The organism is Bilophila sp. T19-St14, assembly GCF_059728385.1.
The window spans coordinates 425,947-441,602 of the sequence record NZ_BAAGFT010000002.1 but is presented as its reverse complement, the minus strand read 5'-3'; the positions used below and the strand labels follow the sequence as shown (position 1 = coordinate 441,602).

At 54.0% G+C, this 15,656-nt stretch carries 12 protein-coding genes; 4 read left to right on the top strand and 8 right to left on the bottom strand.

Going from position 1 to position 15,656, the window contains the following annotated elements; genetic code table 11:
* Positions 1 to 91 precede the first annotated feature (91 nt).
* Positions 92 to 895: an SDR family oxidoreductase gene (locus tag AC6I1V_RS16430; protein WP_308770578.1), complete on the top strand. Its 804-nt coding sequence runs from the start codon at positions 92 to 94 to the stop codon at positions 893 to 895.
* A 795-nt stretch (positions 896 to 1,690) separates the two neighbouring features.
* Here AC6I1V_RS16430 and AC6I1V_RS16425 read toward each other — a convergent pair.
* The 4 genes from AC6I1V_RS16425 to AC6I1V_RS16410 all read right to left on the bottom strand — a co-directional run bounded on the left by AC6I1V_RS16425 (position 1,691) and on the right by AC6I1V_RS16410 (position 4,331).
* Positions 1,691 to 2,539, bottom strand: coding sequence for a P-loop NTPase (locus AC6I1V_RS16425; RefSeq protein ID WP_482332486.1), 849 nt, complete (start codon positions 2,537 to 2,539; stop codon positions 1,691 to 1,693).
* Positions 2,540 to 2,628: 89 nt separating this feature from the next.
* On the bottom strand, positions 2,629 to 3,591 hold the full coding sequence (locus AC6I1V_RS16420) for a radical SAM protein (protein WP_302553682.1): 963 nt from the start codon (positions 3,589 to 3,591) through the stop codon (positions 2,629 to 2,631).
* A 63-nt stretch (positions 3,592 to 3,654) separates the two neighbouring features.
* A complete protein-coding gene (locus AC6I1V_RS16415; RefSeq protein ID WP_302553681.1) occupies positions 3,655 to 3,963 on the bottom strand; it encodes a sodium/nucleoside cotransporter 2 in 309 nt (102 codons plus the stop codon).
* Positions 3,960 to 4,331 (bottom strand): DUF134 domain-containing protein, encoded by a 372-nt coding sequence (locus AC6I1V_RS16410; protein ID WP_302553680.1) that lies wholly within the window; start codon positions 4,329 to 4,331, stop codon positions 3,960 to 3,962. The genes AC6I1V_RS16415 and AC6I1V_RS16410 overlap by 4 nt, the downstream gene beginning before the upstream one ends.
* A gap of 635 nt (positions 4,332 to 4,966) precedes the next feature.
* Here AC6I1V_RS16410 and AC6I1V_RS16405 point away from each other — a divergent pair.
* Positions 4,967 to 5,857 carry a pyridoxamine kinase gene (locus AC6I1V_RS16405; RefSeq protein ID WP_302553679.1) on the top strand — a complete coding sequence of 297 codons (891 nt, stop codon included), beginning with the start codon at positions 4,967 to 4,969 and terminating at the stop codon, positions 5,855 to 5,857.
* Positions 5,858 to 7,815: 1,958 nt separating this feature from the next.
* Positions 7,816 to 9,126 (top strand): sensor domain-containing diguanylate cyclase, encoded by a 1,311-nt coding sequence (locus tag AC6I1V_RS16400; RefSeq protein WP_497737254.1) that lies wholly within the window; start codon positions 7,816 to 7,818, stop codon positions 9,124 to 9,126.
* Positions 9,127 to 9,866: 740 nt separating this feature from the next.
* Here AC6I1V_RS16400 and AC6I1V_RS16395 read toward each other — a convergent pair.
* The 3 genes from AC6I1V_RS16395 to AC6I1V_RS16385 form a co-directional block, all read right to left on the bottom strand.
* Entirely contained in the window at positions 9,867 to 10,775 is a 909-nt protein-coding gene (locus tag AC6I1V_RS16395) for an AEC family transporter (protein ID WP_486853836.1), read from the bottom strand.
* A 239-nt stretch (positions 10,776 to 11,014) separates the two neighbouring features.
* Positions 11,015 to 12,421, bottom strand: coding sequence for a dihydrolipoyl dehydrogenase (lpdA, locus tag AC6I1V_RS16390; protein WP_497737253.1), 1,407 nt, complete (start codon positions 12,419 to 12,421; stop codon positions 11,015 to 11,017).
* A gap of 224 nt (positions 12,422 to 12,645) precedes the next feature.
* Positions 12,646 to 13,056 carry an OsmC family protein gene (locus AC6I1V_RS16385; protein ID WP_486853834.1) on the bottom strand — a complete coding sequence of 137 codons (411 nt, stop codon included), beginning with the start codon at positions 13,054 to 13,056 and terminating at the stop codon, positions 12,646 to 12,648.
* Positions 13,057 to 13,257: 201 nt separating this feature from the next.
* On the opposite strand from AC6I1V_RS16385, the gene AC6I1V_RS16380 reads away from it, so the two are divergent.
* On the top strand, positions 13,258 to 14,418 hold the full coding sequence (locus tag AC6I1V_RS16380; RefSeq protein WP_486853833.1) for a GGDEF domain-containing protein: 1,161 nt from the start codon (positions 13,258 to 13,260) through the stop codon (positions 14,416 to 14,418).
* Between the two features lie 134 nt (positions 14,419 to 14,552).
* Here the strand turns inward: AC6I1V_RS16380 and AC6I1V_RS16375 are convergent, their stop codons facing one another.
* The gene (locus AC6I1V_RS16375; protein ID WP_486853832.1) at positions 14,553 to 15,647 is read right to left on the bottom strand and encodes a tyrosine-type recombinase/integrase; all 1,095 of its coding nucleotides are present in this window, start codon (positions 15,645 to 15,647) and stop codon (positions 14,553 to 14,555) included.
* Positions 15,648 to 15,656: the final 9 nt, after the last annotated feature.

The window sequence follows — 15,656 nt, the reverse complement described above, 5'->3', positions numbered from 1 at the left end:
ATCATAAAATTTGAATTTTACTTATGTGATGCCGTACCATATTCCTCTCATACGGACAATCAACTTTTACCACAGCAGAGAGGAGAAAACGATGAACACGCTTTTTATCACAGGCGCATCTTCCGGCATTGGCCGGGAAACGGCCAAGTATTTTGCGGATCACGGCTGGCGGGTCATCGCCACCATGAGGAATCCGCAGAAAGCCGGGGAATTGGCCGACCTGCCCAATGTGGTCATCATGCCCTTGGATTTGACGGACCCGGAACAGATCCGTGAAACCAGCCGGAAAGCCTTGGCGGAGTATGATGTGGATGTATTGTTCAACAACGCCGGCTACGGCATGATGGGGCCTTTCGAGAAGCTGCCGGAGGACGAGATCCGCAAACTCTTTGATACCGATGTGATCGGAACAATGCTGGTGACCCAGCAATTCATCCCCCATTTCAAAGGGCGCAAGGGCGGCGCAATCCTGACGACCACCTCCTTGGCCGGTATCATCGCCCTGCCGCGTGACGGCGCGTATGGCGCGGCCAAACGCGCCCAGCAGGGTATGGTAGAATCCCTCTACTATGAGCTGAAGCCCTTCGGCGTGAAGGTGGCGGCTATGATTCCCGGCGGAACCAGCACCAATTTCCAGACCCCCGTCAACATTCTCGACGGCTATGAGGAGCCTGCGGCCAGACAACGGGAATATCTGCTGGACGGCAATGCCGCTTTCCCAGGGCCTGAGGAAGCTGCGGCGACGGTGTGGACTGCGGTGAATGACGGCAGGGATCAAATTAATTATCCCACAGACAGCGTGTGCCGGAAGCTCTATGATCAGTACCAGAGCATGGATGTTGAGGAATTTAAGATGTATTTCTATGACCGTATTTTTAACGGTGTGAAACGGTAAAGGAAATCTCCATATTATCAGGAAAGGTAGGCCGGAAGGAGCCGCCTGCCTTTGCTTATGTGTGTTTAATCGCGTACCCTTTAGGCCGTGTCGTCATTTTATATATAATTATTTGAAACTACTAGAATAATCTTTTGCGACTTGTAAAAGTAGCTAAATAATTTCAATAGATTATATCTAATTGACGACACGGCCTAATATCTGACGTGCAAATTTTACTTTTTGAAAGCGAAGCTGCACCTTGATACGGCTTTGCTTTTTATATTTACGCAATTCAAGACAGGTACTGGGGAAAACATTGTCCATGTAGGGCCCACCAGCAAATGCCTTCGCAAAACTCAACGAAACCAGCCGCTGGGAAAGGGCATCAATCAGATGCTGCGGCAAGGTTTAATGGAAATACGGTTGGTTGCATCGGACAGCAGGAAGTCCCCATCCCCATAGCTTTGGAATGAAAATCAATAGATAAAAGCTCGTTCCACATCTAGTGATGTGGGTCTCTTTTGTTCATTACATGAAATCCAGTTTTGAAGAATTGTTGCGAGACCTCCAGATAATTTCCAAAGAACTCTTCCTTTCCAGTTGGAATCTTGTATCAGCCACAAACTTAAACACAGCCTAATTTTTTGTCCATTGCACGGAAAAACTCCCCATCGGATATCGACGGGGAGTTTTCATAATGGCGCGGGGGATTCTTTTGCGGGAAGCGCCTGCACCCTCTGTGGAAGAAGGCAGAAGTGTGAGGGAAGCGCCCTCCCTCAGAACATGCCTGAAATATTCCACTTTGCGATGGAGCTAGGCTTGCGTCGCTTCCCGCACGGTTTCGGCAAGCTTGAGGAACGCGGCCTTCGCCGGGGTGTCGGTGGGCATGGAGACGATGGGATGCCCCCTGTCCGCGGCGACGACCGTGGCGGGATCGAGCGGGATCGCGCCGAGGAAGTTCAGCCCTTCCTGTTTGGCAAGGGCTTCGCCGCCGCCCTTCTTGAAGAGATCGATTTCCCCGCCGCAGTGGGGACAGAAGAGGCCGCTCATGTTCTCCACAAGGCCGAGCACGTCCGCCTTGACGACTTTCAGGAAATCAAGCGCCTTGCGGACATCCGCCAGGGAAATCTCCTGCGGTGTGGTGACGACGATGCACTTGGCGTCGGGGATGGCGTCAAGGATGGTCATATGCTCGTCGCCGGTTCCGGGAGGGGAATCGATGAGCAGGTAGTCCAGCGCGCCCCACTTCACGTCGGCGACGAACTGCTGAATGGCCCCAACCTTTTTGGGGCCGCGCCAGATGATGGCGGCGTCCTTGTCTTCGAGGAAGGATTCGATGGAGATGAGCGAGAGGCGCTCGCCGCAGGAAACGGGCACGAGCTTGCCGTCTTCGTTATCCACCCTGACGAACCCGTGGGAGCCGAGCAAGTGCGGGACGCTTGGGCCATGCAGATCCACGTCGAGGATGCCGACGTGGAAGCCCTGCGCCGCCAGTGCTGCGGCGAGGTTCACGGTCACTGAGCTCTTGCCCACGCCGCCCTTGCCGCTCATGACGAAAAGCTTGTGCCGCACGCCTTTCAGGTTTTCGGCCATGACCTTGCGCTGCATGGCCTCGGTCATGGGGATCGTCGTCTGCCCCTGCTGTTCCGAACATGATGCCATATGTATTTCTCCAGACAGTTGTGAGGGATGAAGGATTGCCGTGGCGGAAGCCTTTCTTCCGGCGGGAGGCTTTCCCGCCGAAGCCCCGGCTATTCCGTCCGCAGCTCACAGGCGGAATAAAAGACCTGCCCGTCCTTGGGCTGCGTCACGGCTTTGCCGTCGGCGACGAGCATCTCCAGATGCTTGATGGCTTCGGTGACGTGGATGTTCAGGCCCGCCGCGGCTCCGGCTGCGGTACAGGGGCGGCGTTCGATGAGCGCGAGGATGTCCTCTTCCTTGATCTGCGTGCGGAAAGCCGTATGCGCCATGTCGTCGAGATGTTCCGCGATGATTTCCACCGTGCCGGGCACCCCCGCGAAACGCTCACGGATTTCCAGAAGCCGGGCGGCGGGAACGGGCAGGGCATAGGTTTCCGCCGGAGGGCGGCATACGCTGTTGATCTGAACCTTGTCGGGCCGGATGCGTTCCGCCAGGCGGGCGATGGCGTCCACGGAAGCGTCGTCGTCGCTCATGCCGCCGAGCAGCATGACTTCAAGCCAGATCTGCCCTTTGAATCCTTCACGGAAGGCGATCAGCCCTTCGACGATGCGGTTGAAATCAAGGGTCGCGACGGGGCGGTTCACCTTATCGAGCAGCGCGGCGTCGCCTCCGTCCAGCGAAGGGATCACCACATCGGCGGCGGCGAGGTCGGCGCGGACTTCGGGCATCCACAGCAGGGAACCGTTGGTGAACACCACCACCGGGACGTCGGTCATGGCCTTGATGCCCCGGATGATGTCGCCGAGCCCGGAGTGCAGCGTGGGTTCGCCGGAGCCGGCGAAACTGATGTATTCGGGCCTGTCCCCGTTTTCGAGCTTGCGGCGCACTTCGTCAAGGATCTCTGCGGTGGGGATGTATTCCTTGCGCTCGGCGGTGTGGTTCGTGGTTCGCCCAAGCTGACAGTACACGCAGTCGAACGAACAGCTTTTGAAGGTCAGGGCGTCCACGCCGAGAGACCTTCCCAGACGCCGGGAAGGAACCGGGCCGTACACATGTTTAAAGCCAGTGTTCATGTTTCTGTCCTTTTCCCGCGGGATTGCCCGCGTTCGGCAGCCTGCCCCGGAGGTGCGCCGGGGTCAGGCCTTGTTTCCGTCCGGGCCGCCTTCAATGGTTTCCAAAGCCCGTCGGCTTATGCCCGCATAGGAGGCGATGGCTTTCCATGCCTCGGCATAATCCCCGGAGAAAGGGGTTTCCCCATTCCGGTTTTTGGTCGTCAGCATGAAGCCTTCCAAAAACGCGGCCTTCGGTTCCAACGTTTCGGCGAGCTTCATCTCCAGAGGCCGGATGTGCTTGGCATAGATGTAGTCGGCGATCTCTTTATCCGTATGGCCCCACGAGCGGCCTTCCTCGATGGCGGATGTGATTGAGCAGATGATTTCGTTCATGGTGTTGGTGTCGGGGTTTCGCCTTCGGCGGGCTGAAGGGGCCGTCGGCAGTGAGGGCAGCCGCACGTCGTTTCACGCGCGTTGCAGACCAAATAATCACCGCCTTCGATGATCAGCCGTCGGCTGTTGACGAGGCAATCGGCAATTTTGTGGCGCGCGTTCCGGTACATGGCTTGCGCGGTAGTCCGTGCGACGTGCATCCGTCCGGCGCACGCTTCCTGATTCAAGCCTTCCAGATCGATGAGCCGGATGGTTTCGTATTCCTCGACCGTCATGACGATGGTCCCTTCGTCAATCCCGGCAAGGGGGCCGAAAAGCGTATTCTGAGGCAGGCGGCAGACGCGCCGCCACTTTCTGGGCCTTGGCATGATCCCTTCCTCTGTTGTCCGGGAACCGTTCCGGGGCCTCGGAGTGGAGCGCCCCATCGATCGTTTTTGACATATGCCCTATTCCTTCACGCCGCACCTGTCAACAATCAAGCCTTTGGGAGACAGTCGCTTTTGCAATGGAAGCCGCATTTCAACTACATGAAACTCAAAATGAATTTTTAGGAAAGGCTCTGTCATGGTACATGGTTGTTTTGTTTTAGCAATATACTGAAAATATATGCTTTTTCTCCAAACTTTCCGCTGGCGGGCTCTGTGATTGGGGGGGGTATTGGTTATTTATTTGGAATTTCAAGGAAATAAAGCATCAACCGTTTTCTATGACACAGCTTTAGGAAGTCATCAAAGAGGCGAATGTCCCGTCTGTGGGGGCCCGTCGTGCTTGCTTTTTTTCAGCCACCCCCCTTAGGCCGTCCTTTAGGCGTATAGCCCTGAGCGGAAAAGCGCAGTATGCTCTCCCGTTCGGAGGAGTCCCTCCGGGAAAACGGTTTCATCTTGATTTGGCGTGCGCGGTATGAAACAATCCGTCGTGTTTGTTCCGGCCCCGGAAAACGTTTGGGCGATCCGTAATTGGAACATCCATCACGAAACGTCATCTTGAGAATACTGGAAAAACAATGCGCAATCCCATCCCCAGAGTGGCGGCTATCCACGATCTCGCCGGGTTCGCCCGCACGTCCCTGACGGCGGCCATCCCGATCCTGTCCAGCATGGGCATTCAGGCGACGCCCCTGCCTACGGCCATCCTGTCCACGCAGACGGTGGGCTATGACGATTTTACGCTGCTCGACCTCACGGACGACATGGTTCGTATCCTTGATCACTGGGAACGCCTCGGGCTGCGGTTCGACGGCGTATACTCAGGCTTCATGGCGTCCACGGCGCAGATGGATTCGGCGGCGCGGTGCATCCGAAATTGCCTTGCGCCCGGCGGGTTGGCTGTGGTTGATCCCGTGCTTGGGGATGACGGCAAGCTGATCCCGACCATGACCCCGGACATGGTGGAAAAAATGCGCTGGCTCATCACCCGCGCGGACGTGATCACCCCAAATTTCACCGAGGTCTGCCTGCTCCTTGATGAGCCCTACAGCCCGGAAACGGATTTGCCCACGCTCAAGGGCTGGCTGCGCCGCCTCGCAGAAAACGGCCCCAAGACGGTCGTGGCGACGAGCGTGCCGCTTGCGGACGGGCAGGCCTTGCGTAAGCCCGAATGCACTTCCGTGCTCGCCTACGAACGGGACGGGGATCGTTTTTGGCGGGTGGACTGTTCATACATCCCAGCTTATTACCCCGGCACGGGCGACGTGTTCGCCAGTGTGCTGACGGGGAGCCTCCTGCAGGGCGACAGCCTCGCCATTGCGCTTGACCGTGCCGTGCAGTTCGTCACCCTTGGCATCCGGGCCACCTTTGGGCAGGGCCTTCCCAACCGGGAGGGGATTTTGCTTGAGCGAATCCTTGATACCTTACGTGCGCCTCTCGGATCGTATATGTGCCGCCTTGTGGATTAAGCGGGTTCTTTTGGCTTTTGCGTGTTCACGGCGCGCTGAAACGGCATTCCGGTTTCCGGGTGCCGTTTTTTTATGAAGGCGGCACATATGCGATCCGATACGAGCATATTATACCCATAATCTTTTTTTATTATGTAAATTTTATTACCAACACCATCAACCCTGCTCCATACCCCAAACATCCCACCACAAACCATCAAAAACCTTTCGGTACAAAGCCAAAGAATTTGGCGCAGGTAGATAGGGAAGAATATTCTTTGACTAGCGCAAATACTGACGGGAGAATCAATGGTTCTTTGATGTGCTGGTGAAAACTCTCCGCAAGGAGCGTGATGCTTCAGTGAAGAATATACGTCAGACAGTGGAAAAATTGGAGAAAAAGTAGGTATTTTTCAGCACATTGCTGAGAAAACACAACCATGTGCTCTGACAGGGCCTTAGATTTCAAATGACATAGCCTGCCAGTATTCAATGGGGATTGGGACGTATTCCCACCGACAGTATATAGGTATGGCGGCGGCCCATGCCGTTTGGCTTTCTCTGGTGTCTCCTCCACAGAGGGAAGGGGAGAGGATAACGCCGCTCTTTGAAGCGATGGGCATTCGTCCGGTATGCTCTTCACTTCTTTCCAGTGCGGAAAATATTGTGCAAAACAGGCCGGAAAAAGAGCAACCTTGCCCCCCATGCCCTCAAGATGCCTAGCTCCAGACGATCAAACCTGCCGGGCTTTATCCTGCGAGGGAAACCTCCTTGCCTTGGAAAGCGTTTGTTCATAGCCTTTGAAAGGCTGTGTCATAGAAAAGGGCTGACGCTTTTCCCTTTGAAGTTCCAAAGGGGATAGCCAACAAAATGTTTGGCTGTGTTATAAAAAACGGTTGATGCTTTTTCCTTGAGGCTCCAAAGGGATAACCGGCAAAATGCCTTAGCCGTGGATCCCACCAAGGGGAAAACCGGAGAAAAAGGCTGTATTTTCACCGCACTGTGGAGATGAAACAACCACATGCCATGACACAGCCTTTTGAAAAAGTTGCTGTCCGCATCTGTTCTGGATGAACTGACCATGAAGGCCAATGAATTACCGGACTTCCATTCTTTGATAATGGTTGGTATCCTGTTCACATATAGACGGCTGAACATTTGCCGCTTTGCGGAACGCATCCGCAAGGGCTTCAAGGTCTCAATCAGGCTATGGAACGGCCCACCCCTATTTGAGGCGCAGCTTTCCACAAAGGAATAATGTCGACAATAGTCTGTCTGTATTAACAATCTCCTGTTCTTAGATTGTGGGTTAGCGGTATGAACGGGTGCTTCCTTATGATATGCATTGCTTCCCCCCCCCGCCGTCCGAAAGATTGCTCAAAGGCTCATCGCCGTTATCAGCAGCCTGAGCACGGGAACGGAACGTGAAAGGCGGCATAGCCCCTATTTATAATAGAGCGTCAGGATTGATAAAAAGCAGGGGGCGGCGATAGGAGAGGCCATATGTTTTTTATGACAGCTTCACTGAAATCATTGAAGAATAGTCTTGTGGCAAAGCCTTGATTACAGGCATTTCGCATGGCTGCGGCACAGGAAACCATGACTGCTTTATTCAGTAAAACTTTCTAAATAATAAATACAATGGCTCTGTCAGAGTACATGGTTGTTTTATTTCAGTAATATACTGAAAATATATGCTTTTTCTCCAAATTTTCCGCTGTGGGCTCTGTGACTGGGGGGATTTTATTGGTTATTTCCTTGAAATTTCAAGGAAATAAAGCATAAACCGTTTTCTATGACATAGCCAATACAATATCTATTATGTGCTGATGTCGCTGACGGAAAAATTGGGGAAAAAGCCCCCATCTTGCCTTGCGGCGGAGGTGGAACAACCGCACGCTATGACAGGGCCTTTCGTATCTTGTTGAACTTGACGGAACATGAGCATTGAAATGCTTTCATCCTTTTACGAGGGAAAAATGAATGACTTAGAAAGTATTCTTAATATGTTGGATTGCGGTGTGGTGAAAATAGTGTTTAACGGCGATCAGCGTACTGTAGAATGGGCAAACGATGCTTTCTATTCGTTGACTGGATCTACTCGTAAAGAATATGAAGACCAATCAAAAAGCGGCAACCCCAGAAATGTGTTGCACCCAGATGATTTTGAAAGGGTTTTTGCCGCATTCAATAAGCATATACAAAGTAAAGAACAATTAAATATCCAGTATCGTGTTTTCCATAAAAATGGCAGCGTCGTATGGCTTGATGTCATTTCCAACTTTATCGGCTATAAAGATGATAAGCCTTGTTTTATCAATATAATGCGTAATATTACCGAACTAAGGAAAATTCAGGAATTGAGGGAGTATGAATTAAAACGCTACCAACTGATTTGTGAATTGAGCAATGATTTGTTGTTTGAATGTGACATTGAAAAAGATCAAATGACAAACTATTCAACAACGTCATCCAATTTTAATATGACATCTATCGATGGCTTTTTCTCCAGGCCTGATGCGCATGGCTTATTGACGGAGAAGGGCATAACTGCTTTGCATCAGTTATTTTTTAAGGATGTTATTGAAAATAGGCACTGTAAGCGTTCACAGCCCATTCAAATCATGACCGAGCAGGGGTATAAGTGGTTTACGGTTACGTGTGGCATCGCTAATCGTGTCATCATAGGCAAATTAAGCGATGTGGATGAGGATGTAAAGCTCGTATGTGATTTACGCCAAAGCGCCCAACGTGATGAGCTGACAGGCCTGCTCAACAAAGCCGCCATGCTCAAAAAAGCTACACAACTGTTCAAGCATTCCCTGGAAAATGGGCAGGCCCAAGGGCTCCGCACCGGAACAAACCGGGATGGGAAAGCATTCAAGTCCCATGCGATGGTTGTCTTGGATCTCGATGAGTTCAAGCGGGCGAATGATACATTTGGCCACAGCTTTGGTGATGAAATTATCCAAACGGTTGCTGAATGTATAAAAGAAAGCTTTCGTCTGGACGATTTGAAAGGGCGCTTCGGCGGCGACGAGTTTATAGTGATCATCAAAAACGTGGATGGCCCAACTGCGCAAGTATTGGTCGAACGGTATCGCCAAAACCTTGCGGTTAAGTGCCAGCCGCATGGGGGGCGTTACGCTATTACGAATTCTATTGGGGTCAGTTTGTTTCCCCAGCACGGTAAGACCGTTGATGAACTCTTCAAAAAAGCTGATTACGCCCTCTATCAGGCCAAGCGGCAAGGTAAAAATCAGACGGCTTTCTTCACGGAAGACGCTTAGATACGGTATTTAGGAAGGAAGAATAAACATTTTAGCATGGATAGCCGTATGGAGCGCTTGCGATAGTCATGGCCGGAAACGGATGGTGTCGCATAGCCAAAAAAAATTCCTCATTTCAGAGTTGCTATGCAGCGGGAACTTTTAGATTATGTCGCCAATGAGAGATATAATCTATTTGAATTATTTAACTATTTTTCAAATCACAAAAATATTTTTTGATAATTTCAAATAATTACATCAAAATGGCGACACGCTCTAAAATCCCCAGTAAAATAAAGTACATTATTGGGCTGTGTCATAAAAAGTTAATGCTTTTTCCTTGAAGTTTCAAAGGAATAACGAGCAAAATGCCTTGGCTTATGGATTCCGCCGACGGAAAAGCGGGAGAAAAAGGCTGCATTTCACCGCGCTGTGGAGGAAACAGCCACATACCCTGACGAAGCCTATTGTTTAAGCAGGGTAACCGCATTCTGGAAATGTGGCTGTCGTGCAGGCAGGCAGTTGAATGCTTTGACAGCATCTTGCTCGAATGGCCTGAAATCACTATGATTTTCATATCAAGGCTAAGCGGCGCAATAGCTTAAAATCCTTCAAGATGTCTGTATCCCTTTGTATCCCTTTGACGTGCAGGCCGATTTCCCCACGCCGCATAGCTGATCGGCCTGTTTCATCCAGCCTCACACCTGCCACAGCCCCCAAATCCCGTTTCTCCCTTGCCGATGCCATCTGGATGCGCCGCGCTAGAGGTAGACGAGCAGGATGGTCATGGCGATGGTGCTCAGGAGGATGGACAGGGAACAGATGTTGCCTGCCATGATCACGTCGCCCTTGAGCTTCATGGTAAAGATAAGGGCCAGCGAAGAGGAGGGGGCAAGGGCGATGACGGCCATAGCCTGTCTGATTTCAAGCGAAAAAGGCAGGCAGCGATAGAAGAGGAACGCCAGCACGCCTGACAGCGCATAGCGGACCGCGATGTGTTTGATGAGGCATCGGAAGCTCTTGCTGTCCATTTGCAGATGGATGTTCACCCCGATCATGAGCATACAGAGGAACGCGTTGGCGTCCCCGGCGATCTTGGTGAAGATGATCACTGGGTGCGGTAGGGCGAGGTGCAGGAACGCCATGACGATCATGATCAGATAGATGCAGAAAGGGATGGACGAAAAAACATTGCGCAGGAAACTTTTGACGGACAGATGCTGTGAGGCGTCGGTGACGCTGTTGGCGAGCGCGTAGGTGCCGCCCGTGCACATGATTGCGTTCCCGGCGTCGAACAGGCAGGTTGCCAGAAACCCTGTGGGAGGCAGGAAACCGGCAACGAAAGGCATGGCGAACGTGCCGATGTTGTAACCAGAAAGGTTGATCATGGAAAAGGCACGTTCCTGCCGGGCCTTGCCGTGGGTCATGCCGTAGCCCGTGACGACCATGAGGACGTTACAGAGCGCGCCCAGCGCGACGAGCCAGAGCATTTCGGAAGTCACGGGTACGCCGTTGATGCTGGTTATGATGATGCACGGCAGGGTGATGTAGAACACGATGCCGGAGAGCACGCGGAACGTTTCCGCCTTCAGGATGGACAAACGGCGGAGCAGGTAGCCGAGCATGATGAAGGTGATGAACGAAAGAATTTTGATCAGTGCCTCTTCCATAAAAATCCCCTTTCTGCACCAGCCCGCGGGAGCGCGTTTCAAAGGGCGGCCTCCGGCGTGGTGTTCCCCTGTACGGGGCGAACCTATTATACCCACTTTCCGTTCCTGTACACTCCCCCTCGCCGTGTCGTGCGGAAGGCCGCCCCGCCGAGGCCATCCGAAGGGCACAAAAAGACAGCCGCACCCGGAGAAAAAGGGCGCGGCCGTCTTCAAGCCTGTTCAGCGGTGGAGTTAGGAGGCTATATCAGCGAACCGGCGGCCTCATAGAGCCCTTCGGAAAGGGTGGGGTGGGCGTGGATGGTCTCGAAGAGATCGCGGGCGGTGCAGCCGCGCCGGATGGCAAGGGTGGCTTCGGCAATCAGATCGGAAGCATGGGCCCCGGCGATGTGCGCGCCGAGGAGCTTCCCGCTGCCTTCCTCAGCGATGAGCTTGAACAGCCCGGCGAGTTCGCCCATGGCCTGCGCCTTGCCGAGCTCGCGGAACTGGAACACCGAGGTTTTCACGGCGAGCCCCCGTTCCTTGGCCTGCGCCTCGGAAAGTCCCACATTCCCGATTTCCGGGGCGGTGAAGACGGCGGAGGGCACCACATCGTAGTTCTGCGCCTTCCTGTTTTCGGGATGCAGAATGTTATGTACGGCGGTGTGGGCTTCTGCAACCGCCATGTGCGCCAACATGATGCGGCGCGGCCCGATGACGTCGCCGATGGCGTACACGCCCGGCACCGAGGTTTCCAGAAAATCGTCGGCTTCGATCCAGCCCCTGGCATCGACCTTGACCCCGGCGGCGTCGAGCCCAAGCCCGTCCGTATGCGGCACGCGGCCTACGGTGACGCACACGGCATCGGCCTCAAGCGTGCGCGGGGCGGGCGGGTTGGCCGCCGCCACAAAGGGAGACGCGCCGATTTCCACGGAAACGCCTGTCCCGGCGGGCGTTGCGGCGGTCACCGTGCGGGCCAGCTCCACGGCGATGCCCTTCTTTTTCATTTCGCGCAGCAACAGGCGGCTGATTTCCTCGTCCACGGAGGGCAGGGGAAGCACGCGGTTTTGGCCTTCCACAACCGTCACCTTGGAGCCGAACGCCCGGTAGATGAACGCCAGCTCGCAGCCGATGACCCCGCCGCCCACGATGATCAGGCTGGACGGCACGGCCTGCAGTTCCAGCGCGTCGTCGCTCGACAGCACGCGGGCGTGATCCACGGGCAGGGCGGGCAGCTCCAGCGGCGAAGAGCCCGTAGCGACGATCACGTTGTCGCTTTCGACCTCTTCCACGCCTTCCGCCGTGGCGACGCGCACCAGCTTCGCGCCCACGAGTTCGGCCTTGCCGCAGATGACGCGGATCTTGAGCTGGGCGCACGTTTTTTCAAGGCCGGCCTGGAGCGTGGCGGCGACCTTGCGCTTGCGGTTCACGATGGCGGGCATGTCCGCCTTGAGCGCGCATTCCCCGGTGATGCCGAATTCCGCCAGCCGTCCGCCCATTTCCAGCACGTCGGCGGAAGAGCGCAGGGTTTTTGTGGGGATGCAGCCCGTGTGCAGGCACGTGCCGCCGAGCTTCCCCTGTTCCACGAGCGTCACTTCCGCCCCGGCTTTCGCCGCCGCAAACGCCGCCGAATAGCCTCCCGGCCCGGCCCCGATGATGGTCAGTTTCATGTCGCCTCCTCAAAAGGTGCTGTTTGATGCGCTTCCAGCCGGGACGAGTCCCCGCTTCCCGCCAGTGGGAATTCTTTAGGGGAAACCGGCGGAGGATGCAAGGGCGGACAGCCGCCAATCTGGCGAAATACGTTTTTTATACGCTTGAAAACAACTTTTTTTTCAGAAAAAAAACGGATTTTCTTTCCTTCTGGACAGATCGGCGGGTTTCCCGGCGGATGGGGCTAGCGCTTCCAGCGGAACGTGAACACCTGTTCGACGTCGGGGTGCAGGCTCAAATGGACCGGGCAGGTATGGGCGGCGCGTTCGATCATGGTTTTCTGTTTGTCGGTGTATTCGCGGTCGGGCATGGTGAAGACGACTTCAAGCTTGCCGATGCGCCGGGGGTTCGCGCTCATGGTTTTGGTGACTTCAATGGTGGTTCCGGTCACGTCCACATCGTGCATCTTGCCGTAAATGCCGATGATGGTCATGGCGCATCCGGCCAGTGCCGTGGCGCAGAGATCCGTTGGCGAGAAGCCTTCACCCTTGCCGTTGTTGTCCACGGGGGCGTCGGTAACGAGGCGTGCGCCGCTGGCGGCGTGGACGGATTCGACCCGAAGGTCCCCAAGATAGGTCGCGGTAACGGTAGCCATGTCAAACTCCTTTTTACGGATTGTAACGGAATCTCCCGCAGGAGCCTACCCCCCGCAGCGCCTTGCCTGCGGAGCCCCGCCGCCGTCCACAGGGGGTGAAGGAAAGGAAGGTTTCATTGACAACCCCTGTGATTTCCACCACTGTTAAAATAAATACAGAGTGTTCTCATAGGCGGCAGTGCCTTTTTGAGAGGATGGAGGATGGTTTTGACCAGAAAAACGGGCTGGTACAGCGCTGAAAAGAAAATCGTCCTGACGATTGCGTCGGCTATCCTGATTGCCTCCGTATCCGTCTTCGCCATCCTGTATCTGATGATGAGCAACGCCTTGCAGGAAGACATCCGGGCACGTGCGCGCGTGGTGAATGCCTATGCGGAATCCCATTTGAACCTTGAGGGGTTCGCCAATATCAATACGCTTACGGACATGCGGCGGGATACGTATCAGGATACGCAGTCCATGCTGGACAATATCAGGCAGATCGCCAACGTGCGCTATCTTTACACGGCCAAGTCCAATGGCGGGGGCCAGCCCATATATCTGGTGGACGGCCTGCCGCCTGATTCCTCGGACTTCCGCAGCCCCGGCGATCTTATTGAACAAGACATCGTTCCCATGCTGAACCGTTGCCTGTCCGGGGACCCTATCGAGTCGGACGGCGTGCTGAATACCGAATGGGGGGCGATTTTCCTGACGTGCATGCCCGTCCATGCCAGCGGGGGGGCGAGGCCCGTCGGGGCCGTAGTCATGGAGTTCAACGCTGACGTCATTCATGACAGCAAGCTCCGGGCCATGATTTACAGCGGGGCGCTGGCCTTGGTGATCGTGGGGTGCTGTACCGTTATTACGATGCTCTGCCTGCGGCGTTTGGCAACGCCCTTTTATAAGAAGCTCGCCTACACGGATATGCTCACCGGCATCGGCAACCGCACCGCCTTTGAACTGGAACTGAAGGATCTGGAAAAAAAGTTGCCCCGCTCCCTGACCATCGTTGCGTATGATCTGAATTATATGAAACAGCTCAACGATACCTACGGCCATGCTGCGGGGGATGCCTATCTCCGGCGTATGGCCCACCTGCTGACGCGTGAGGAGCCGGTAAGCCGAGGGCTTTCATTCCGCATCGGCGGGGATGAATTTGTGACGCTGTTTGAGGGCGAAGAAAAGGAAGCCCTGCTGTGGGGGCTGGAGCTGTTCCACATGGCTGGGGCACAGGCCGAAGTCAACGGGCAGCCCGTCACTTTCTCCTATGGGGTCGCCTCGTATGATCCTGCCCTTGATAAAGGCAGTTTGCACAATACGCTGAGCCGGGCCGATGCCCTCATGTACCGCTTTAAGAAAGCCGCCAGAGGCGAAAGCTGAATACGCAACCGGTAAAGGCTGATTCGCTGAAGAGCGTGCTGATTCACTGAAGATTGTATGGAACGCCGCCCTTCCCTGATTTCGGGATAGGGCATAAAAATAGTATGACGTAAAAGTAATTTGTTTACACCATGTTATTGGCGATGGGAACATGCATTTTCAAGCTGCCACATATTTTTTGCCACATATTTCGGTTCGGGGATAGCTTCGATTGCGGCAATTTTTTGCGAGTTGAGCACATGCTGATAGTGCTTTAAAATCATGGTCAAGCTTGCGTGCCCCATGAGCTTGGCAACCGTTCCTATGTCTGCACCGGCGGCTATTGCTTCGGTGGCGAAGGCATGCCGCAAATCATATGGACGTATATTTCTAGTTATCCCGGCTCGTCTCAGGGCCGCCTTCCATCCTCTTCGTATGCTTTCGATGGGCTTCCCCATAAAGTGGATGATATACTCAACACCCTGTGCTCTGTCCATATTACGCCACGACTGCAACTCCTCTATCAACGCCTTTCTGATAGGAATATCCCTGATCGGCTCAACTCTGTTTTTTTTTGCAGCACGCAGATGAATCACACTATTCTCAATATCTACATCCGTCCATTTCAGGTCGAAAAGTTCAGATGGACCTACCCTGATGCCCATTTGCGATCCGAGTACGATAACGCGCCGTATATGTTCGCTGGCATGGGCAAAAATCAGTGCGATTTCATGTTGAGTCGGCGGAATGAAATGCTCGTACTCCACATGTGGCAATTTAGGGATTCGCGGTATCTTCATGATGAGTTCATTTTGATGTGCCCATCTGAGCATGGAAATGACTTGACTCATATAGCGTTTGAGGGTTGCCGTCTTGATCCCCCGTGACAAAAGGTGCTCGACAAGAGCTTTGAGTTTAGCGTTGTCTACATCCCGAAGAGGTGTATCCCCAAGAAACAGGACGGATGGTTTCATGTTTACCAAGTGCCTGCTCAACGCCCTTTCTGAAAAGCGTCTTTCTTTTAGGAACAGGTAATACGCGGATTCAAAGGTATGCTCCATCTGCGGCGCTTCCGTTTCCTCCCGTCGGAAGAGATCCCGTTCATACTTGAGCTGATACTTCTTGAGAGCATCCTGTTTTTTTGCTTCTTCCTCCGTTTCGAAGTACAGTGATTCACGTTTGAGCGTAAAGGGGTTGTTCCAGTACACTTCCCACGGCTTTCTACGGCCTTTCCTCTGTCTGATAGCCATACGAATAGC